Annotated in this window: 15 protein-coding genes, 2 tRNA genes and 1 pseudogene; 7 read left to right on the forward strand and 11 right to left on the reverse strand. The window is 41.1% G+C overall.

Annotated elements, in window-relative coordinates; all coding sequences use genetic code 11:
• The first annotated feature begins 34 nt into the window (after nucleotides 1–34).
• From AC0J5Y_RS08045 to AC0J5Y_RS08065, 5 genes are all read left to right on the forward strand, one after another.
• Nucleotides 35–1048, forward strand: coding sequence for a formate dehydrogenase accessory sulfurtransferase FdhD (locus AC0J5Y_RS08045; protein WP_475130226.1), 1014 nt, complete (start codon nucleotides 35–37; stop codon nucleotides 1046–1048).
• Nucleotides 1049–1613: 565 nt separating this feature from the next.
• Nucleotides 1614–1799, forward strand: coding sequence for a hypothetical protein (locus AC0J5Y_RS08050; RefSeq protein WP_475130227.1), 186 nt, complete (start codon nucleotides 1614–1616; stop codon nucleotides 1797–1799).
• A 357-nt stretch (nucleotides 1800–2156) separates the two neighbouring features.
• Nucleotides 2157–2230: transfer RNA gene (locus AC0J5Y_RS08055), tRNA-Cys, on the forward strand.
• 125 nt (nucleotides 2231–2355) lie between these two features.
• Nucleotides 2356–2442 (forward strand) — tRNA-Leu (locus AC0J5Y_RS08060).
• 165 nt (nucleotides 2443–2607) lie between these two features.
• Nucleotides 2608–3969: a tyrosine-type recombinase/integrase gene (locus AC0J5Y_RS08065; protein ID WP_475130228.1), complete on the forward strand. Its 1362-nt coding sequence runs from the start codon at nucleotides 2608–2610 to the stop codon at nucleotides 3967–3969.
• Nucleotides 3970–4103: 134 nt separating this feature from the next.
• Here the strand turns inward: AC0J5Y_RS08065 and AC0J5Y_RS08070 are convergent.
• Nucleotides 4104–5269 (reverse strand): IS3 family transposase gene (locus AC0J5Y_RS08070; RefSeq protein WP_475130053.1). Its coding sequence is split into 2 segments (ribosomal slippage): nucleotides 4104–5014 and nucleotides 5014–5269, totalling 1167 coding nucleotides; the frame shifts between segments, so codons are not numbered across the junction.
• A 94-nt stretch (nucleotides 5270–5363) separates the two neighbouring features.
• On the opposite strand from AC0J5Y_RS08070, the gene AC0J5Y_RS08075 reads away from it, so the two are divergent.
• Nucleotides 5364–5969, forward strand: coding sequence for a hypothetical protein (locus AC0J5Y_RS08075; protein WP_475130229.1), 606 nt, complete (start codon nucleotides 5364–5366; stop codon nucleotides 5967–5969).
• Nucleotides 5970–6447: 478 nt separating this feature from the next.
• Here the strand turns inward: AC0J5Y_RS08075 and AC0J5Y_RS08080 are convergent, their stop codons facing one another.
• The 10 genes and pseudogenes from AC0J5Y_RS08080 to AC0J5Y_RS08125 form a co-directional block, all read right to left on the reverse strand.
• On the reverse strand, nucleotides 6448–6903 hold the full coding sequence (locus tag AC0J5Y_RS08080) for an IS3 family transposase (RefSeq protein ID WP_475130230.1): 456 nt from the start codon (nucleotides 6901–6903) through the stop codon (nucleotides 6448–6450).
• 125 nt (nucleotides 6904–7028) lie between these two features.
• On the reverse strand, nucleotides 7029–7304 hold the full coding sequence (locus AC0J5Y_RS08085) for a transposase (protein ID WP_298910444.1): 276 nt from the start codon (nucleotides 7302–7304) through the stop codon (nucleotides 7029–7031).
• Between the two features lie 31 nt (nucleotides 7305–7335).
• Nucleotides 7336–8587: pseudogene (locus AC0J5Y_RS08090) on the reverse strand (IS256 family transposase).
• A 286-nt stretch (nucleotides 8588–8873) separates the two neighbouring features.
• Nucleotides 8874–9566: a hypothetical protein gene (locus AC0J5Y_RS08095; protein ID WP_475130231.1), complete on the reverse strand. Its 693-nt coding sequence runs from the start codon at nucleotides 9564–9566 to the stop codon at nucleotides 8874–8876.
• A gap of 12 nt (nucleotides 9567–9578) precedes the next feature.
• Entirely contained in the window at nucleotides 9579–11606 is a 2028-nt protein-coding gene (locus AC0J5Y_RS08100) for a hypothetical protein (RefSeq protein WP_475132128.1), read from the reverse strand.
• Nucleotides 11607–11629: 23 nt separating this feature from the next.
• On the reverse strand, nucleotides 11630–13135 hold the full coding sequence (locus tag AC0J5Y_RS08105) for a hypothetical protein (RefSeq protein WP_475130232.1): 1506 nt from the start codon (nucleotides 13133–13135) through the stop codon (nucleotides 11630–11632).
• Nucleotides 13136–13561: 426 nt separating this feature from the next.
• Nucleotides 13562–16756 (reverse strand): type I restriction endonuclease subunit R, encoded by a 3195-nt coding sequence (locus AC0J5Y_RS08110; protein WP_475130233.1) that lies wholly within the window; start codon nucleotides 16754–16756, stop codon nucleotides 13562–13564.
• Nucleotides 16757–16774: 18 nt separating this feature from the next.
• Nucleotides 16775–17050: a hypothetical protein gene (locus AC0J5Y_RS08115; protein ID WP_475130234.1), complete on the reverse strand. Its 276-nt coding sequence runs from the start codon at nucleotides 17048–17050 to the stop codon at nucleotides 16775–16777.
• Between the two features lie 125 nt (nucleotides 17051–17175).
• Entirely contained in the window at nucleotides 17176–18612 is a 1437-nt protein-coding gene (locus AC0J5Y_RS08120; RefSeq protein ID WP_475130235.1) for a restriction endonuclease subunit S, read from the reverse strand.
• On the reverse strand, nucleotides 18602–20191 hold the full coding sequence (locus AC0J5Y_RS08125) for a class I SAM-dependent DNA methyltransferase (RefSeq protein WP_475130236.1): 1590 nt from the start codon (nucleotides 20189–20191) through the stop codon (nucleotides 18602–18604). The genes AC0J5Y_RS08120 and AC0J5Y_RS08125 overlap by 11 nt, the downstream gene beginning before the upstream one ends.
• Nucleotides 20192–20679: 488 nt before the next feature.
• On the opposite strand from AC0J5Y_RS08125, the gene AC0J5Y_RS08130 reads away from it, so the two are divergent.
• Nucleotides 20680–21645, forward strand: coding sequence for a DUF2939 domain-containing protein (locus tag AC0J5Y_RS08130; protein WP_475130237.1), 966 nt, complete (start codon nucleotides 20680–20682; stop codon nucleotides 21643–21645).
• Nucleotides 21646–21662: the final 17 nt, after the last annotated feature.

Raw genomic sequence — 21662 nt, forward strand, 5'->3', positions numbered from 1 at the left:
TTTTATTAATAACACAGGCTAACAAGCACTCACAATGGCAAACAAATCTCACTTGGCTGCAGAAGATAGCTGTAAGAAAGATGCGCCATTATCACGGCTACATGCGGCATATAAACATAGCTATCCATCAGATAGATTTTTAGATGCTGCTAAGAATGCGCCGCTGGATATTGATACCAAGTCAGGAATGTTGGCTGTTGAGGCAGCTGTAGCCATTGTGATTAATGGGATTCATTACGCTGTCTTGATGGCAAGTCCTTATCAGCTCGAATACCTTGCCATCGGCTTTTTATATAGTGAAGGATTGATTCAGCATAGTCATGAGTTATTAGATTGGAATATTACTCAATTAACAGACGATGAAAGTTATCAAGACTTTACTCCTGATTCTTTGATTCAAAATTCTTCTAATAAAGACTCTCTTAATTCTAATGTGACTGATGAACTTATAAGCTTGGATCAGCTCTCAGAGCAGCTACAAGACTATGATATATACGTGGTCGAGCTAGTCTTAAACCAGCGCTGTCATCAGCGTATTCAAGCGCAAAAACGCCAATTGGCGGGACGCACAGGATGCGGTATGTGCGGCATTACAGGTCTGACGCAAGCACTACCCGATCTAAGTGAATATCAGATAAACAAGCTATTACTTAGTAGAGCGATGCCTAGTCTTGACGATTTACTGAGTATGCAGGCACAAATCAATGCAGCCCAGCATACCTATCAGCTCACAGGCGCTGTCCATGCTGCCGCAACCCTATATCGGCAGCAACTGTATCTATTTGAGGACGTGGGGCGCCATAACGCCCTCGATAAGCTCATAGGATGGCAGTTGCATCATAAGGTAGAGGTTGACTATGTGCTAATGACTTCGCGTTTATCGATTGAGCTGGTACAAAAATCCATTCGTAGTCGTATACCTTGGCTGATTGGCATGTCTGCACCGACCAGTACTGCGGTACGTGTTGCCGAGCGTTATGGCTTAGGCCTAGCAGGATTTTTACGTGATAACCGCGTGACTTACTACGCAGGTTATGCCGACTCTTAAAATACATAGATACTCTATCCATGGTTATATATACCTGATACACGCTATCTAAACCTAGCATAAGTCGAACAGCTGCACGTACCGCTCATCCGTATTATTGCTATAGAGGCTTGTACAAATCTTTATCAGCATCCAGCTATATCGCGTATGCATCATTTTTGGCGTAATGGTTCAGCCATTTACAGACGCATATCGAGCGTTGCCCTATGATTTTGACACATCCTTCATAATTTATGATGAAGTCATACAGAGGCAAAGGCGTTTTATTCCTCCACCCTTTGGGGATGCAATTTCGTGAACTTACTTCTAATAGATATACCTTGGGTGAACATATTCACGCCAGCCATGGCTGATCAAGCCAATTAATTTTAGCCATATCTAACCTTATGGGCAGATTAATTAGCTTGATGGCAATATAAATAATTTGATTCCGCAAATGGTCAGCACTTATCTACAACTATGATGGCTGACATCTATGGCAAGAATATTGCCATAAAAGGCGCGTAAACCCAAAAACCATGATGCCTGTCGGTCGCGGAACCATGATTGTCGTACAGCAACAGGATTGATTTTTGCCACTGGTTTCTTACGTCAATATATGGTGCTACTTGCATCACTGACCGCTTATGGTGCCAGTACAATCGTCTGTGTCATTATCAGCCTCATGAGCAATGAGCATTTTGACTTTATTAAACAGCGCGTTGGCGACTATGACCATAAACCCAGAATACCGCCGACAATTAACGTTTAAAACTATATTTATATCTTATCAACGTTTTGATGAACTTTTTAATAGCTTGATGTATTCATCATTCATTTTTAATACCTAAGATAAAAGAGTTAATATGGAAACCACGTTTTTTTATGGGCTTCATATCTTAATCGGCCGAGCAATCACACTAGGCGTGCTGATACTTATTTGCACTGCGACTTATAGAGATGTGAAAAAAGCTGTCCATAACAATAAAAGTATCGTTTAACAACTTTATTAAGGATAATATTTATCGTGATATGGCGCTAAATACGCCTAACTTGATAAATAATCGGTCTTTATATCAAAAAGGGCTTGTAATTTAAATTATATTTGCTAATATAGGCGTCCTTGATTGGCTGGGTGGCAGAGTGGTCATGCAGCGGACTGCAACTCCGTTAACGCCGGTTCGATTCCGACCTCAGCCTCCAATTATTTAGGTTAAAAATTTATTAGGATTTATATTAATTTTAGCTTGCTTTATTAATATAAATGCTTATAATAGCGACCACTATCTAACAAGTAGACAGCTTACTTATTAGATAATACAAGTTTTGCCCGGGTGGTGAAATTGGTAGACACAAGGGATTTAAAATCCCTCGCTAGTAATAGCGTGCCGGTTCAAGTCCGGCTCCGGGTACCATTACATAGTCCTATACTATCTTATAGAACAGCTAAAGCCTCTGATATCAGGGGCTTTGTTGTATCTGGCGTTCCATACTGTCCTGCTCTATCTATCCTAATCCATGCACTTTGAGTATACTGTCAAGTATACCGAGTTTTGAGTCTACTCATGGAGATCTAGGATATGGAAAGAAAAGCGATCAGTTCAGACCGGAGCATCAGCAGCCATAAGCCTGAAGATAAAAAATACTTCGTTCCCGTCAGAAACCATCCTAAGCTATTCTTAATGGTACGTCCTACTGAAACCAAATCATGGATGTATCGCTACTACCCACCTTCAAATCCTAAGCAAAGCATTATATCCATCGGTATATATCCCAGTATCTCGTATGCTCGTGCCTGTGAAGTTTGGCGTGAATATGAAGAACTATTAAGCAAAGGTATTGACCCAAAAATTTATCGTGAAGAAATAAAGAAAAGTATTATTAGTAAAACTAAAAACTCTTTTAATCATTTTGCATGGGAGTACTTTGACAGTCTAGATCAAACTCAGAAGAGTAATACTCTCATTCGTAAAAAAGGTCGTCTTGAGCTTATATGCAAATATATCGGTGACGAGCCAATCAGCGATATCACATCCCCTAAAATGCTTGAAGTCCTGTTAGACATTCAAGCTAACTCATTAAATAAGAATGGTAAGCCTACAGATAAGGCTGAACGCTGTGCTGGCATTGCCAGTGATGTGTTTGTCTATGCTGGGGCACGAGGCTTCTGTACGAGCAATCCTGCGGCGCTCATTAAGAGCCAGTTGGCTAAATCAAGTTATGGTCATCGTCCTGCGGTTACTAAACCAAAGGACTTGGGTAAATTACTTAAAGCTATCGAGACAATAGAAAGTGACCCAAACACCATAAATTCCCTTAGGCTATTAGCGCTTCTCTTTGTTCGCAATGGTGATTTAAGACGTATGAGATGGGCTGATTTGGACTTAGAGGCTGGCAGGTGGCGATTAAAGCCGTTGAAGGGTCAAGGCAAGGTTAATATGGTCAAAGATATGGTCGTACCCCTACCTGATCAAGCCGTGTCTATATTGCGTGAGCAACAAAAGATTAATGGTCATACTGAATACGTATTTTTTAGCCAAACGGCAAAAAAGCATCAGATCATATCTGACGCTACTGCTAATAAGCGTTTAAAGGATTTAGGGTATAAAGACATACATTGTGCTCATGGCTTTAGAGCGACAGCGAAGACCATACTGCAAGAGCAGCTCAAGTATCCGCTTGTGCTTGTTGAGATGGCATTAGGTCATACGACTAAAGATCCTAATGGCACCGCTTATGGACGATTCGAGTATATTGACGATCGTAGTGATATGATGCAGAAGTGGGCAGACTATTTAGATGCCTTGAGAGAAGGTAGAGAAATAGCTGAGTTTAAAGCAGATGCGCAACTACAAGCTGACTCTACTGCCCAGCTGCAAGCATTAATTGACCAACTGGGAGAGGATAAGGTTTTAGAGCTATTGAAAAATAATGATCAATAGCTCTCTGGCATAAATTATCACTAGCCCCTGAAAGTACGTTAAGGGAAGTCAATGAAGTTGTACTTTTGCGAGAAGTCTAATAGCTCATTGACCCCTGCTGTCAATCCCGTAGAACTAAACTTGGGAGATTTTAGTTACGCAGCCTGAGTGTAAAAGTCAAACCAGACCTGTCTTGGCGATTTATAGCCCAAGCCCTTTTGAATCCTCGTCTGATTGTAATACAGCTCAATATATCTAATGATATCGTTGATGGCTGCAAACCTTGTTTTATAGTCCTTATGATATACCAGCTCATTCTTTAATATGCCCCAGAAGCTTTCTATTGGCGCATTGTCATAACAATTGCCTTTGCCACTCATAGAGCCTGTAAAGTGATGCTGCTTGATAATCTTGTGGTACGCATGGCTACAATACTGGCTGCCTCTGTCTGAATGAACGATTAGCCCTTTGCTTGGACGTTTATTCTTGATTGCCATATTGAGTGCACGGCATACTAGATCAGCGGTCATACGTTTGTTAATGGCATAGCCGACCAGCTCTTTGGTGTATAAGTCTTTGACTCCCGCTAAATACAACCAGCCCTCGTTTGTCCAGATATAGGTAATATCACTGACCCACGCTTGGTTAGGGCGACTGGCATCAAATTGCTGATCCAGCACGTTCGGATAGACCAGTTTGTTGTGATTGGAGTCGGTGGTGACTTTAAAGCGCTTATGGCGACGGCATTTGATGCTATGTTCTTCTTTGATGCTTCTGACCATATACTGGCTAATATAATGCCCTTGCTCACTTAGATGAGCATGCAGTCGATCTACGCCATAACGTTCTTTCGTTTCACTGTGAGCGGCTCTAACCAATAGCTCAGACTGGTTGCGATGTATCTGTTGGTCGCTGATATCGCGGCTTAGCCAATCGTAGTAGCTTGAGGGCTTTACCCTTAGCACGCGGCACATAGTGGTGATGCTAAAGAAGTGCTGGTTATCTTTGATGAAGGCGTACCTGACTAACTGTTTTTCGCGAAGTACGCCGTCGCCTTTTTTAAGATCTCTCGTTCCTCTTCAGCCACTTTAAGTTGTCGCTTCAGTCGCTTGTTTTCTTCCATCACGGCCATAAGCTGTGGATCGTACTGCTCAGTGCCGATAAGCTTGCCTTGATTGGCTTTGTTATGCCAGTTCGATAGCGTTTGCATGGCGATACCAAGCTGCTTTGCGGTCGCTGAAATATTGCCATCGTTATCCGCTATCTTCTTGACGGCTTCGGCTTTGAATTCTGGGCTATAAGTTCTGATTTTCTTGATCATGGTAAACTCCTGTTGTTGTGCTTAGTTTACCAAGTTTAGGTGTACGGTTTCTTCAGCATAGCTCAGTGAGCTACTCGAGTTAGTAATCACTTATTTGCTATACAATATTAACAGTTTTGATCATAGCTATAGACGCACTCTTCCTACTTATAATACTTTCATAACATGGGAAGCAGCTAATGGGATAGCTACCGGAATAATCCATGCAAAGTCAATCTATCTCAAAAACCGTGTAGAAAATAGACACACTAAATGGATAGATGTTAATAATCCTAATCAAATCAACTGGATTTATGACTATTTAGATAGAGCAGATAGTCAACATATCATACTAAAAGATACGTTTTTTCCTGAGAGCATTGAGGAAAAATACGAGCTTATTCTTGCAAGTCTGGATGTATTATCTAATGTTGAAAGCCCTGAGATAGGTACTGAAAATAAAAAAGGTTTTTCTTCAAGAAGCTACGTTCTATACAGTATGAAAAAAGCTTGGGATGGCCAAAAGCGGTATGTTACTAAAAGTAAGGTAAGCGAGAGCAGTATAAAGATATATAAGAAAAATCAGGCTAAGTTAGACAAACTTATAGACTTTAGTGGCTTTACAGCGAATCAGTTGATTAATAATTCGATAGAGGAAATGTATGATGAGCTCATCATAAATAATACTAAAGCATTAAATCAGGGCGATGCTTCAGACTAACCTCATACGTGTTACAAGTCTATCGACAGCTTTTGCCTTACCATATTACGTTCATAGCTTGTGTTATACTAAAACCTCTTCAAGCAATAATATTTAGTTACTATTAAATTATAAAACTGAAAAACAAACCTTAAGTATACTCACAAGTGTACTAGATTATATATATAAATATTTGTCTATATATATCAAACACTTGATCTTGTATTACCGTTCCGGCTCCGGGTACCATTACATAGTCCTATACTATCTTATAGAACAGCTAAAGCCCCTGATATCAGGGGCTTTGTTGTATCTGGCGTTCTATACTGTCCTATGAATCTATCCTAATCCATGCATCTAATAATCAGATCTAACGGCACTAAGTCTTGGATTTATCGCTACCTGTCTCATACTTATTCAAAAAACAAACGTATAGTCAGGGAAAAGCAATATCGATACATAACGTACTGCTGATATTAATTTTTCTTGCTTGCTGTGCCTACGCAGACAGAGGCTGCAAAAAATTTATACCAGCAGCACTGTAGCGTTTTTGAGATATTTTAACTATAAAGCCGCCTTTGATGCGTATATAAGTCACATCCCCTGTCCAGACTTGATTAGGGGCAGTTGGACTAAAATTAGGGTTCAGTATGTTGTCATGAGCTTGGTGTTCTTCATCAGCTCGCTTGTATTTATGTGTTTTTAGCTGGCAACTGATGAGCCCCATCTGCGCCATGAGTTTACCTGCTATATAGCGGGTCAGCTTGATGCCATGTTCATTCATTAGTATGGCGGCAATGCTGCGAGCACCAGCTGATTGCTTTGAGTCATTGAATATTTGGCGAATTAAGGCTTTAAGTTTGACCATTTCAATATTTATCGGCTTTGGCTGCAAGCCATAGTAATAGCTACTCTTAACCATGCCAAACAGGTCACACAATTGAGTTTTACTCATCTGTTTGTCTTGCTCTGCCAGCTGACTTATCAGCGATAATCGCTCAGACTGTCCAAGGCTAGCAGAGCTGAAGCCTCACTCGAGCATAGCTCTCGTCTTGCGTCGGGACGAAGCAGTGCTTCGTTTTATCCCTCCTCATTTAAGATGTCGCGCTCCATAGTCAGCCGCTTTACTTGTTTACGCAGTTCTTGGAGTTCTCGCTGTTCATCGGTTAAGGCATTGCCGACTTTAGGTGCTTGGCCACCCATTTCTTGACGGTACTGACTCAGCCATTTCTGTAAGGTGGATTTGCCTATGCCAAGTGAATCAGAAACGTCGGGGATGCTACGGTTGTGATCAGTGACTAAGCTGATGGCTTCAAGTTTGAATTCTCGGGTGTATTGGTTGCGTTTGTTGGTCATACTAGTTTCCTCTTTGGGGTAGTATAGCCTCTTATGCGCTGTCCAGTTTTATTATGCCACTACACCAGTTACGAATGGGCATCGACCACTTTTTAGATGCCTGCTGGGTGGCTAAGTACACCACCTTAAATGCCGCTTGATCAGACGGGAATACCTTACGCTTATTCACCGCCGTCCGAATCACACTGTTTAGCGACTCTATTGCATTAGTGGTATAAATCGCTTTTCTGATGTCTTTAGGATAACCAAAGAACACCGTGAGGCCCTCCCAGTTATTACGCCAAGACTTGATGACATGAGGATACTTATCACCCCACACCTCATCAAAGTGCTCAAGATTGGCCTCTGCTATCTCAATCGTATCAGCGCCATAGATGGCCTTTAAATCAGCCGCTACAGCCTTTTTATCTGTCCAAGGTACAAACTTCATCGAATAGCGCACCATATGCACGATACAAAGCTGAACCTGAGCATTGGGATAAACCGTGTTGATGGCATCAGGGAAGCCCTTTAAACCATCTACACAGGCAATAAGAATGTCCTGAACCCCGCGGTTTTGTAGTTCAGTGAGAACGCCCAGCCAGAACTTGGCGCCCTCATTTTCTGATAACCACATGCCAAGCAGCTCTTTTCTACCATCCAGTCCCACGCCTAGTGCCAGATAAATAGCTTTATTGATGATCTGCTTGTCTTGACGTACTTTGACGACAATGCAGTCTAAGTAGACGATAGGATAAACACTGCTCAGTGGCCTGTTCTGCCAAGCGGTGATGTCATCTAAGACGTTGTCGGTGACCCTTGAGACAAGAGAGCTTGATATGTCGACGTCGTAGAGCTCTTTAATGCTCTCTACAATCTCAGTGGTGGTTTGACCTTTGGCGTATGAGCGAGGAGAAGCAAGTGTCCGGGGGACAGTTGCCCGAAGCGCAAGACGTAAGGCTATGCCTGTAGTGGAATATGATCTTATCATCAAGACCTGAGATGCGGGTTTGTTGCTTAGCAACCAATACAGGCTCAAAGCTACTGTCACGGTCTCTTGGGGTAGAGATCTCAAAAGCGCCTGTGTCACTGCGGACGGTCTTTTTAGTGTGCCCGTTGCGCTTATTAGGCTTGTCTGCTTTCTCATGCTTGGGGTAGCCGAGATGGTCTTCCATTTCAGCTTCAAGGGCAGTGTCGATAAACGATTGCATGAGCTGCTTTTGAAAGTCTTTGATGTCATCGAAGCTTTTCATGCTACCAGCCATTTGCTCAGCCAGTTTTTTAATGTCAGATTGAGTAGTCATTGCTTATTCTCCTGTTAGTGGATTATAAGCAGTTACACAAAGTTTGGGAAAGGCTCATAAATCGCCAAGACAGGTGTGGTTTGACTTTTACACTCAGGCTGCGTAACTAAAATCTCCCAAGTTTAACTATACGGATTTGACAGCAGGGGTCAGAGTCCAAGGTACTTTAAATTCCGTAAAATACCAAAACATAAGAGAGCCCTCTAGAGCTCTCTTATTTCTTTGAATGACTTAATCATCATTTACAATTTTGATTGTATTCAAGGTTTAACCTAAATTAATCTTTTTAAATATCATTCAGTACTTTTGGTTTATCTGATGAACTTGTCGGCATTTTGAATTCAATACCAGCCTTTTTAAATAGTTTTGGATACTCCACCAAAGCCATCGTTGAATTTTTAGCAATACCAGTGATATCTCCGACCACACCTTTAGCTTCAACTAAAGACATTCCTGTATTGGTCAAGCTTCTTGGATTCGCTATTAAACTAGTCCCTACTTGTTTAGCGCCTACCGCCAATTCACGAGCGGTTAAACTTGCGATTACAAAGTTTGTTGCAGAGTCCAACAAATGTTTCTTCTGCTCCGTATTCAATGCTGACAGCTTAGCTACTGTTCCTGCTTCATCTTTTCGAGAGGCTTCTAAAACAGCATTAGACAATACTACAATTTGTTTTTGAATGGCTTCTTGTTCTTTCAGATCAGAGGTTGTTTTCAGACTTTTCTGTTTTGCTTTTAATTCATCTGAATCTTGTTTACTTGCGAGTAATGACGCTAAAGCAGCACGACTCTGAGTAAACATCTCATTGGTTGCTTTAGCCTGCGTGAAGAAACCGTTGATATCCATATTTGAAGAAGATACGCCAGTAACAGATTCAGATAATGACGATGCCATCTTACTCAGTGACCCAAACCCTGCATAGACGCTTGATGTTCCCATTGAAGCTGCTATTGCTAAAACAATTGCAATTTTTTTCATACCTTGTTATCCCTATTGTGAAGAATCGGCTTTTTGCACGATTTGATTTAAAATTTTTGGTAAAGCCTCAAACATCTGAATGTTATACATTTCATGACGATGCTGATGATCTATACCCTTTAATGCAATTTCTTGTTGCAAACCATAAGCCCCTATTTTTTCAGACGTTTGGTTGAATATGCGTGCACCACTGGCCATAACTAATGTGGCATCACAATTACTTTTGTCTGCATTACATTTAATACTGTCTTGTTTCACTTCAATCTTAAGTACTGGCTGTAAACATTTATCTCTTGGGATATAAAAATTAGCTTTCATATCTTTTTTAAACCCAGCATTTTCAGTCATAGCAACGACTGAATCTTTCAGTAGGGTCTGTCCTTTAAAGCCTGAACCTGTCGCATAAAATGGTCGTTTCGACTGACTGGCAAAAGCGTGGTAAATCAAAGGACCAAAACCATCAAATGAAATTTCACCAACTTGCTCGGTCGGTAAGCTTGGACATAAAACACGCGATTGTTTCGAGTCACCCACTGGAGCAGAACTATCAAGCAAAATCCTGTCTCCAGAACGCACGGGCATGCGATCACTGCTGTTGACAGGGAAATCTAATTGCGCTGTAACTTTCGCACCTTGACGTTCCAAAACAGTCGCTTCCCATGTTGGAATCAGAATATTACGTCCTGCTGCCTTATCTGAATGATAAACATGGACTTTCATTCCGGTACTTAAGCGTTCCCCCGCATCATCAATGGTAATGTTATGACCACTTGAACTCGAAACTTTTAAATCAGAACGAGTAAATTGAATCCCTTTTTGAAATTTTTGACCTAATTTCAAAAGTGCATTTTTCAATACAACTTCTTTACGTGCCTCTAGAGAAAATCCCATTCCTTCTGAAATCACGTCTTTAATATCATCTGTTGCATGTGCTGAGTAGATCACGCGACCAGAACGATCAATCATTTCAGCAAAAACTTCACTATGGAGAACTTGTTGCTGAGTCATTTTCCCAATCTGCTGTTGATAAGCAATGACAGGAATGACATTAATCCGAATAAAAAATTCAGGTAACTCACGTTGGTTAATGTCTTCACTTTGCGCTAATGCAGTCTGTTCACTAACACTTTGTGCCATAGCACTATAACGTTTGTTGACTGGAGTCAAAGTAAACGAGGCTTGCTCACCGACTGCATCTGAAAAAATTTGCTCAATTAAATCTTTTGATTCGCCTTGATAAGTCAGTACATTAACCACTAATGCTTTAGGCTTATTCATAGCCTGACGTGTATTAGTCGATACTTTGCTAAAGCGCTTACTATTGCCCTGCATCAATATTGGCACAGCCACAGCATAATCACTGTCCGCGTGTACTACACGAATCAAATCACCCTCTGTTGAACTCAGCTCATCTTGTGCTGCGATTCCTTGCTTAAAACCTTTATCTAGAACCAGATAAGATTTCCAGCGATCGATCACTTGAGTTTCAGTTTCAGAAATTTTAAGTTTCGATTTTAATTCTTCAGTCACTTGCTTAGTCAATGTCAACAAAGTACTTTGAAATTTCTGTTTAATTGCTGTTTTTGTTGTAGTGGAATCAATTTCAGTAGTAAGTACCTGAATTGGTTGCGACAACGTCGCACTGTCACTATAAATGACCTCGCCCGACAACACGTTAGTGAGTTTTAAACTTAAAGTAACTGGCAGAAAAATTTCTGCTGTCGAATCCTTCTTTACAATGTATTCACTCGCGCGTAGAACTTCTAAAGATGCTATATAAGTACGATTTTTAGTTTTTTGTGAAATAGTATCGACAACTTGTTCACCGAAATTTTGTTTTAAACCTTGTACAAAAATTTGCTCGGCTTGTTTACGAATGATTTCATTGTCAATCGCTTGACTAAAATCACACACAATAGAAGAACCATTCGCTTCATATTTGCTAGGATCGGTACGACAACCTTGCTCCAATCCAAAAATACCTTTCGATGGGTAGATTTGAATATTCGCATTTGCCCATGCTGAAACAAGCATCGGCATAGCCAAACATAAGACTTTAAATTTTATGTGCACTGTGTACCACCGATGCAGAGTGTGATCGTATTTCCAGCTAGTAATCGCTCGGCACTTGATAACGTTGGGCTTACTTTACGTAGCGCTTTAGCCAATTCTGCACTAATCGGTTTTTCACTCTTATAGGTCATGGTCATTTCAACCAATTTGCCGTCTTGAGTGCGAATATCGATATTTTCTGCGCCATCCATTTCATCTAAGGCAATATACAAATCATCACCTAAACGTGAAGAAACATTACCAGAAACACTTTTCACAAAAATGGTAATTTCTTTACCGTACATAGAGCGATTTTTTGCATAACCTAAAATCTGTGGTCCAACTTGGCTAACTGCCAATTCACCCAGTTTCTTGGCTACATTGGTACGGCATGAATCTGTGGTCGCACCTGTCGATGACTCTGTACGAGTTTCCCCGCCCATTAAAGTCGAATCATCTACTGAATAAATCTTAAAACTTACCGCACCATCGCAGACAAATTGACCCGTGGCACTTGAACGACCACGATCATAAATATAAGAGCTACCAGCCATAAACCAGTCCGCTTTTTCTTTACGCGCTGCGATTACTAGCTTATTAAGCTCTACATCACTCATTAGTTGTTGAATCGTCATACTACGACCATTTAAATACTGACTTCTGAAACGGTCAGAATCGAGCAACCGCAAGTCATAACGAGATGCAGAACTTGCAATTGAATTTAATGTTTGATTATTACGCTCAGCCTTAGTACTGGGTGTTTGATATTCCACATATTTCACAAAACTTTGAATATCCTTTTGACTTTCAGATTGGCTATATTTTGCCGACTCACTGGCATTGTAGCTACTTGAAGATGCTGATTTACCTGAGTTATTATGGCTTGATGAGCGGGCAGCAACACCTACACCGGCCCCATAATAATTATCATAAGCATAACCTGAGGCGGCAGCCGAGCGTCCTTTTGATGAATAAGAATCCGACGCACTGGCTTTAGCACTTTCACTGGCTTTGTAACTTGCATCTTCATCATAGCTATAGCTACGATCTGAAAAATAAGAAGTAAATTCTTTAACTGGCTTAGCGTTATCTTTTGGTACGCCGAAGTATTCATCCATCACAATCATAATCGGACTGGTTCGACTATTTTTCTTTGCCAATCCTAAATCATTAAGAATTGAACGAAATTCTTGGTCATCCATTTCCAGACTAACTTGAGTGACTAATTCATTGTTGCTGTTGGTACTACTGCCTCGGTTTAGCACATAGTTGCTGTCAACTTGTTTTACAATGTCATTTAAATATTGACTCGCTTCATTCATCGCCTGCGGACCATTAATACGCTTAATGAGAGCAATGACAGCATCAGTTTTTGCATTGTTGTAGGCTTGATTACGTGTGCCATTCAGATCTTTTTTGATAATAGGTGTAGCACCTTCTCCATTCACTTTAATAATTTCAGCATTACTAACTTGAACAGCCAACAAACACAAAAGTGTCAATATAGCCTTTTTCATAACTCACCCTTTTAATTGGAATTTCTAGCTATTTTTATAATTTCTTTACTAAGTTTTAAATTCAGGGCTTACTCGATAATCTCTCTATCAGCAATTAAAGTCGCCTTCTTCAAAGATTACGTAAGTCATAAAATCAGCACATTATATACAAAAAACACACATCCAGCAAACAAATGTTAGCATTAAGCCTAAAAAATAACTCTAATTTTATTGATTTTTGAGAAAGAATCTCTTATAGAAAGCTAATTCAGCTTATTGATGGTACGAGGTTCAATTTGCATAGAATGTAAAATATATATATTGAACCGTCCCAACTATATCGGAGGCTGATTTACTTGAGTCAGGCAGCCATGTCTGACAGAATTAAATTATCGTTACAGCATTTTCAAACTCAAAGAGGTCATACTAAATTATGTATGAGTATATCTAAACCACCCTATGCTTCTTAAAGTTCTCAGCCTGCTCAAATATCTCTTTATAGACCTCTTTTGAGTCAACAGGTGGATAGCCCCATTCATCAAGCAGCACCATAAGATCAAACTGTAGCTCTGCTCTAATGTCATCACGCTTATTCCAGTCAGTGTATTTAGCCTTCTCGTCGATGAGCTGTTTCACTTCTTTGGACAGCTCAATCAGCTTAGCTTCTGGATAGGTAAAGTCGTACTTATGTGCCAGTGACAGCAAAATATCGTAAAATGCTTTTTCTTCAAAATCGATACCCATCTCACCAAACGATGCCATCTCAACCCGTAGCTCGTTATACAGCTTGATGATCTCATCAGAGAAATCGCCAATGACTTCGGCGCGCAGAATGTCTTGCTCGTCACGGTCATTATACTTCTCGACCAAAGCATTCATTTTCTTACTGAAATCAACACCTTTCACCTTATTGGTTTTTTTCAGCTCACCAATGGCTTTAGCAAGTAGTTGTTGTAGCAGCTCTAACTTGGTATTGGGCTGCTTAACCACCTCAAGCTTGGCTAGATAGTCTTCATCGAAGATATCGATCGTACCGTCCGCACTATCAACATTGTTATCACCGAGTTTAAAGATTTCTTCTACCCCATCACTCATCAGTGCTGCTTTTACCAAGTCACGCACCTTTTGGTTCATTTGCTCAACGTCAGGTGCGCCACCAGTGGTGATTTTAAAGATGATGGTACGAATAGCTAAGTAGTAGTGAATCTTGTCTTTGTGAGTCTTGGTGAGTGATTCACTGCCTACGCAAATATCATAGGCAGACTTCAAACGACGGGCTAAATCCATAAAGCGTTTTTCTAGCTTTTTAGATTGCAGCGCAAAGTCAGCCGCTGCGTTTAAGCAATTGAGCTGCTCTAGTGGCGTGCCGTTAAAGTATAGGCTGGAGTCAAACTTATGATAGACGGTATCAAGTAGGTTTAAATGGTCTTTTACCACGACGACTGATTTTTGGATATCGTCTAGGTTTTGGATTTGACCACCTGTGTAATGCGAGAGCGCCAGGTTCATCTGCTTTTTGATGCCGATGTAATCGACCACTAAGCCGCTTTCCTTGCCTTCAAATTTACGATTGACTCGTGAGATGGTTTGAATCAGGCTGTGCTTTTGCAGGGGTTTATCAATATAGATGGTATCGAGAAAAGGCACGTCAAAGCCTGTGAGCCACATATCGACAACGATGGCGATTTTAAAGTTAGATTTGCCGTTTTTAAACTGACGGTCGAGCTCTTTGCGATAGTCTTTGTTACCGAGATTGTCCCACATGGGCTTGATATCATCCTTGTTACGAGTCATGATCATTTTGACTCGCTCCATAGGTTTAACTTTTTTCTTGTCGCTTTCAGATAAGGTTGAGCCTTCCTCGCATGCTCTTATCTCATCCCATTCAGGACGCAGCTCTATGATGTCTTTATATAGCTGATAGGCAGCTTCACGGCTGCTACAGACAAACATCGCCTTGCCTTTTTGTGTCGTGCCCTCGTTTACTCGCGCTTCATAATGTGTCACAAAGTCTTCAGCAATGGCTCTGATGCGATCAGGGTCACCCAGTATGGTAGACATGCTGGCCATGGCTTTTTTGCTTTTCTCGATTTGGTACTCATTAGTACCAGCGTCGGCGCTTTCTTGATAGTATTTTTCTACTTCATCAAGTTGCTTGCTATCGAGTAATACTTTGGCAGCGCGGCCTTCATAGACGATACGCACAGTGATTTCATCAAATACCGACTCGACCATAGTATAGCTATCAACGACTGGACCGAAGACATCTAAGGTGGCATCAATCGGTGTGCCCGTAAAGCCCACGTAAGCAGCATTAGGCAATGAATCATGTAGGTACTTAGCGAAGCCGTAAGTCTTTTTAACCCCATCATCAAGGACGGTGATTTTTTGCTGGAGATTGATTTGGCTACGGTGGGCTTCATCTGAGATACAGATGACGTTGGTACGCTCAGTCAGTAACGCTAAGTCTTCAGTGAACTTATGGATGGTGGTCAAGAACACACCGCCACTTTTACGATCTTTTAGCTTTTCTCGTAGCTCAGCACGACTTTCAACACTAATGATTTCGTCATCACCGATATAGGTCTTAGCATTGGTAAAGGTTTTAGATAACTGATCGTCTAAGTCGGTGCGGTCCGTGATTAAGATGATGGTTGGACTACCAAGCTCAACGTCGCGCATCAGCAGACGTGCGAGAAATAGCATGGTAAAACTTTTACCACAGCCAGTCGCGCCAAAGTAGGTACCGCCCTTTCCATCTCGTAAAGCATCGCTCTCATCAAACTTGCCGTTTGCATCAAGCACTTTCATATGGCGCTTAATATTGTCAAACAGTTTGGTGGCAGCATAATACTGCGGATAGCGACAAACGATTTTCGCATCAAAGCTTGATTTATCAGGTACGTAAATAAAATTACGGATGACATCAAGCAAACGCGCTTTATCGAATAAACCGCTCATCATGGTTAGTAAGGAATGAATGCCGTCTTTCTCTAACTTCTCATCGCCTGTGACTTTGCGCCAAGAGTAGTAGAACTCATAAGGGGCAAAGAATGAGCCCATCTTTGAGTTGACCCCGTCGCTAATCACGCATAGCGCATTATATTTAAACAGCTCTGGAATATCGCGCTTATAGCGAGTGGTCAGCTGGGTATAGGCATCAAACATAGTGGCATCTTCGCGGATGCTGCTCTTAAACTCAAACACTACCAGTGGCAGGCCATTGATATAGAGAATGCCATCAGGAATACGCCGCTCAAAGCCTTGTATCTCCATCTGATTGACGATGCGGTAGCGATTGTTATCGAGTGCTTCATAATCAATGAGCTGGATGTATAAATCTTTTTGGGTATAGTCGTCACGCTTTAAGAAAAAGCCATCAGCGACAAACTTCATGATGGCTTTGTTGGTGTCGTAGAGGTCAGAGGCAGGAAGGTATTCGAGCTTATGAATGATGGACTCAATCTCATAATCTGTGATTGATTCATCGCGGTAACGAGCGGCTAGAAACTGTCGAAGGTCAGACTTAATCAGCACGTCATCAGGACTGCGGTCAAGTGTTTCACCAAGGGTGTGCGGATAGCCCTCAGCTGCTAGTAGCTCAATAATGGCTTGTTCAAGTCTGTCTTCAGTGAATGTCATCGGTTACGCCTCTATTTATCACTGCTCTAACGACAGCATATTCATAATCAGTTTAATCAAAGTGTCTTTCTGATTGGGATCAGACTCAGCAACCAGCAACGTTAAGGCGGCAAGTCCGGTGTCATTAATTACCATGTTGCCCTCGCTGTTAAGCAAGCGGTTATTACGATGCAAAAAATCGACAAACAAAAACGCGCCACTGCGTTTATTGCCATCATCAGCAACTGGCGCAAAATGTGCGACAGTTGCCTTTTTATACAATTCGCCTTCTCTAAGCCCGTTAGTAATATGCATTTTTGCATATTGCTTCTATTAGATAAATTTGTCGCTGTCCCTCTTGGCGAACTACCTAGGATTGCTCGGCAGTTGGCGCAAAATTTGCGACAACCTGGTCATAAAAAAAACACCAGTCAGTCAAACTAGCCGCTATGCGCTTTTTGCATAGTGCTTTTATGCGATACCTCCTCTACCATCTCGGCAGCGTCTGCAATACGTAGCTCACCTGACATTAGCTTAGGTAAAAGAGTGTCGCGGAATTCTGCCAGCTTTTCAGAGCTCTCTTCATTTTTATATATTTTATTGTGATAAGGTACTAAAACTTGATCGGTGAAATAATCAACTAACGCTGTTTCATTAGGTAAAGTCAGCGTTAATTGTGACAAAACATCAAATGTTATTTGAGGGAAAGTTCCCGAACGATCTTCTGCCATGTACTGTAAATCTAAAACAACACTCTCTTGTTTAAGATAAAAATAAGAAAAAAGCGACTTAACACTACTTACTGATCTCAATACCATTAACTTTGTAGAAACAACGTAGTCATCCGCCTCAAAGTTTACATAAGCATATCGCTTGTTTTTGGGTCTGATTTCACTATATAAAATATCATCTCTTTTTATAGATTTTTTAGCTTGTCCAGGTAAGCTAGATGCATCAGAATAATTTTTATGGAGCAACTTTCCAGCTAATATATCACCTGTATTTAGAAATATGACTTCATTAACAGTTTTGAGTGGATAAGTTATAGATACCGATTCAACTAAATCACTAATTTTCTTTACACCCCAACCTTTCGGAATCCATCCCATCTCTTCCGTAAACTCAAACTCATCAGGGAATAGGTCTTGAATTTCTGAATTGTCTTTTTTCTCAATACCTTTACGTTGCTCGGCACGTTCGGTAAATTCATCAGGAATAGCATTACCAGCCGCAAGCGCATTATCAATCACCGGATCAAAATCCACAAACCAGCTCTTAAACAATGCCTGCGCCATCGCCTCTAGCGTTTCGTTCATTTGGCGGTTTAGCTCGATTTTTTTTGACAATGAAGTAGCTATGTTCTCTATAAACAATTTAGTTTTAAGCGGAGGTATAGGGATTGGAATACTTCGAACATCTTTAAGATTTAATGTTTTTTGAACTGTAGTATTTGCTCGTGAATTAAGATAATGATGTATCTCTCTAGATTGAAGGCAAATATTGATCCAGTCTGCTCCTATATTTTTATCAGCTCTTATTACAGCGATTGCACGAGCAACATTCCATCCCTTCATATATTCAGGCGCTATGATGCTTTGACCAGTTGACCCTACAAGGGTTAATAGTACTTCACCGCCCAATAAACGAGTTCTCAAATACTTTTTTTCAATTTTAGGATCAACTTTCATTACAGCTTCAAGGTCTAAGCTATTATTTCCTATATTGTTTACACGTAGAACTGGTATACCTTCGTCTAAATGTTTGCCAGGCTGCACTATTCCATAGGATATATTCCCATCTTCAGTACAGTCTATTAATTCTTGTCGAGTCCAATCTTTTGGTAAAGGAAATTGATCTAAATTAAAATCACTCGCCATAACCCAACACCTCCAAATTCTGACGAATCGTCGCATCGAGCTTCTGTGACTCTTGCATCTGTGCATACAGCGTTTGGCTTAGATCCAGCATTTTAGTCTCAAACGGTATGCCATCATCTTCGATAGCAGCAGCACCGACATAGCGTCCAGGGGTGAGCACATAGTCATTGGCTTTGATATCATCAAGAGTCGCTGATCTACAGTAACCTGCTTCATCCGTATACGCTTCATAACCGCCAGCTTCCTTCTCACCGCGCCATGCATGATACGTCTTGGCAATCGCTTCGATATCATCTTTCGTAAGTTCTTTATTGGTGCGGCTAATCATGCTGCCGATAGCGCGCGCATCAATAAATAGCGTCTCACCGCTGCGGTTACGCAAGCCACGTGCTTTGCTGTCAGCGGATTTGGCTTGTTTGTCTTTACTGATAAACCATAAGCACACCGGAATCTGGGTGGTATAAAACAGCTGACCCGGCAGCGCAATCATACAATCGACCAGATCGTTTTTGATGATTTGCTCGCGTATCTCACCCTCGCCGCTGGTGGTGGTAGACATCGAGCCATTTGCCAGTACGAACCCAGCCGTTCCGTGCTCAGAAAGTTTAGATATCATGTGCAATATCCATGCATAGTTGGCATTGCCTGTCGGCGGTGTCGGATAGCCTGCCCAACGTGGATCATCGACCAGCTCATCAGCCGCCCGCCAATCCTTTTGGTTAAAAGGAGGATTTGCCATGATGAAGTCCGCTTTGAGATCTTCGTGCTGATCTTTAAAGAACGTATCGGCAGCCACATCGCCCAAGTTGCTAGAGATACCACGTATGGCAAGGTTCATTTTGGCGAGTTTATAGGTGGTGCTGGTGTACTCCTGCCCATAGATAGACACGTCTTTGGTATTACCGTGATGACTTTCGATGAACTTGATGGACTGGACGAACATACCGCCTGAACCGCAGCACGGATCATAGATTTTGCCTTGGTATGGCTCTAGCATCTCAGCAATCAGATTGACCACAGATTTAGGCGTATAGAATTCACCGCCGCCTTTGCCTTCAGTCGCCGCAAATTTACCTAAGAAATACTCATACACGCGCCCTACCGTGTCTTCTTCGGGATTACCGATGGTGTCGATGTTATTGACCACATCAATCAAGGCGGCAAGCTTACTGGCCGTTAAGCCCAGACGAGAGAAGTAGTTGTCAGGCAATGCGCCTTTCAATGATTGGTTAGTCTTCTCAATCGTACTAAGCGCTGTGTCGATTTTAAGCGCGATGTCTTCTTGCTTAGCATTCTGCTGGATGAAACTCCAGCGGCTCTCCTCAGGCAAATAGAACACGTTGTCTTTGGTATAGGCTTGCACCATGTCGATATGCTTCTCGAAACCTGTATCAATAAGCTTTTGGCGTTGCTGCTCAAAGGTATCACTGATGAATTTTAAGAAAATCAGGCTAAGGACGATGTGCTTATATTCTGAGGATTCGACGCTACCTCGTAGCTTGTTGGCGGCATCCCAGAGAGCTTCTTCAAAATTACCATTGTCTGTTTTATCTTTTTTGCTTACCGGTGTTTTAGCCATGTTTCTTTATTCTCTATATTTTGATAGTTAACCATGCAATGAATGCACGATTAGCCATATAAGAAAGTGATTTGCTTTGTGGTAACAATTTTAGCGAGATTGTGCTTTTAAGCAAGCTTATCTATCGACTCATTTTTGGAAGGAACTGTTATCTCGTGCTCAATATAGATCATAAACAATGGTTAATTTTTATTTTGCTGGACTCAGAACTTATATAAACCTAAGAAAATTATTGTACGGACGACAACGGTGATATTCCTGTCGAATCCTAAAAGATATTTTTGATAAATAAGACTTTATTAAATTGTTTTGCAAGTCAACTAATGTTAGCATTAATTTCCAAATGTTACTACTATGTAAACCTGTATAAATACAGAAAATTGGCGAAAATTATGCTTTGTAAGCATGGCAGCCATTTTAGACTAAGCGTTAGCGATCAATAGTGCTTCATCGCACTTTAATATTGTTAGAAATTCAGGAGAGATTTTTTGAAAAAGCTTTTACCTTGGTTGGCTGGCTTGTTGGTTATATTCGCGATTTACCTTTACGCTTCACCATATATAGCTTTATATAACATTAAAAATGCTGCTGAACAAAAAGACGCAGATAAGCTCTCAGGTTATATTGATTTCCCTAGCGTTAAGCAAAGCATAAAAGATCAAGTCAAAGCCGCTATGGTTGAAGAGCTTGCTGCGAGTGATGAGCAAGATGGTTTTGAGGCTCTAGGAACTATGTTAGCCGCTGCAATGATAGACCCAATCATCGATGGTGTGGTCACACCTGATGGTGTTGCATTAATGCTTCAAGGGCAAAAATTGGATTTTGATTTAAGTAATGACACGCCTGAAGATAAGCTTGCAGCCAAAAATGAGGATATTGATTATAAGGCAGGCTACCTGTCATTTAATCGATTCAAAGTTCAGATCATTGATGCTGATGATGCGGATGAGTCATTAGATGTGATTATGCATAGAGACGGCCTTAGCTGGAAAGTCACAAGGATTTCCTTTTCGTTAGATTCAAAAGATATGACATCTGAAAAAGCAATTGAAGAAAAAGTGTCACATGACTTGGATCTATCTAATATAGCAGATGAAGTAGTCATAACTGAAGATGATATTGACGATGTATTTCATGGTCTAGCTGAAGATAGCGAGGAGAACTTCTACAGTGAAGAAGACTACAATAATAGAACAGGTGATCACGCTGTAGAAATAACGGGACCACTAACACCAGCACAAGCGGCACATATTGATTATCTCGTTGGCAATGATATTGAAATATCACAAGACATGATAGATCTGTTAAATGATTTCACACTTGGTGGCGGTACACAGGCTGATTTACGTAAATTCGTGATTGAACGTTCAGGTTATGATGACGGATATGATCCGTCAACAGACTGTCGTAACCCAGATCTGACAGAATCACAGTATATGAACAACTGTACTTAACCCCAGTTCGGGATAAC

The organism is Psychrobacter sp. TS_SC_6, assembly GCF_056156305.1.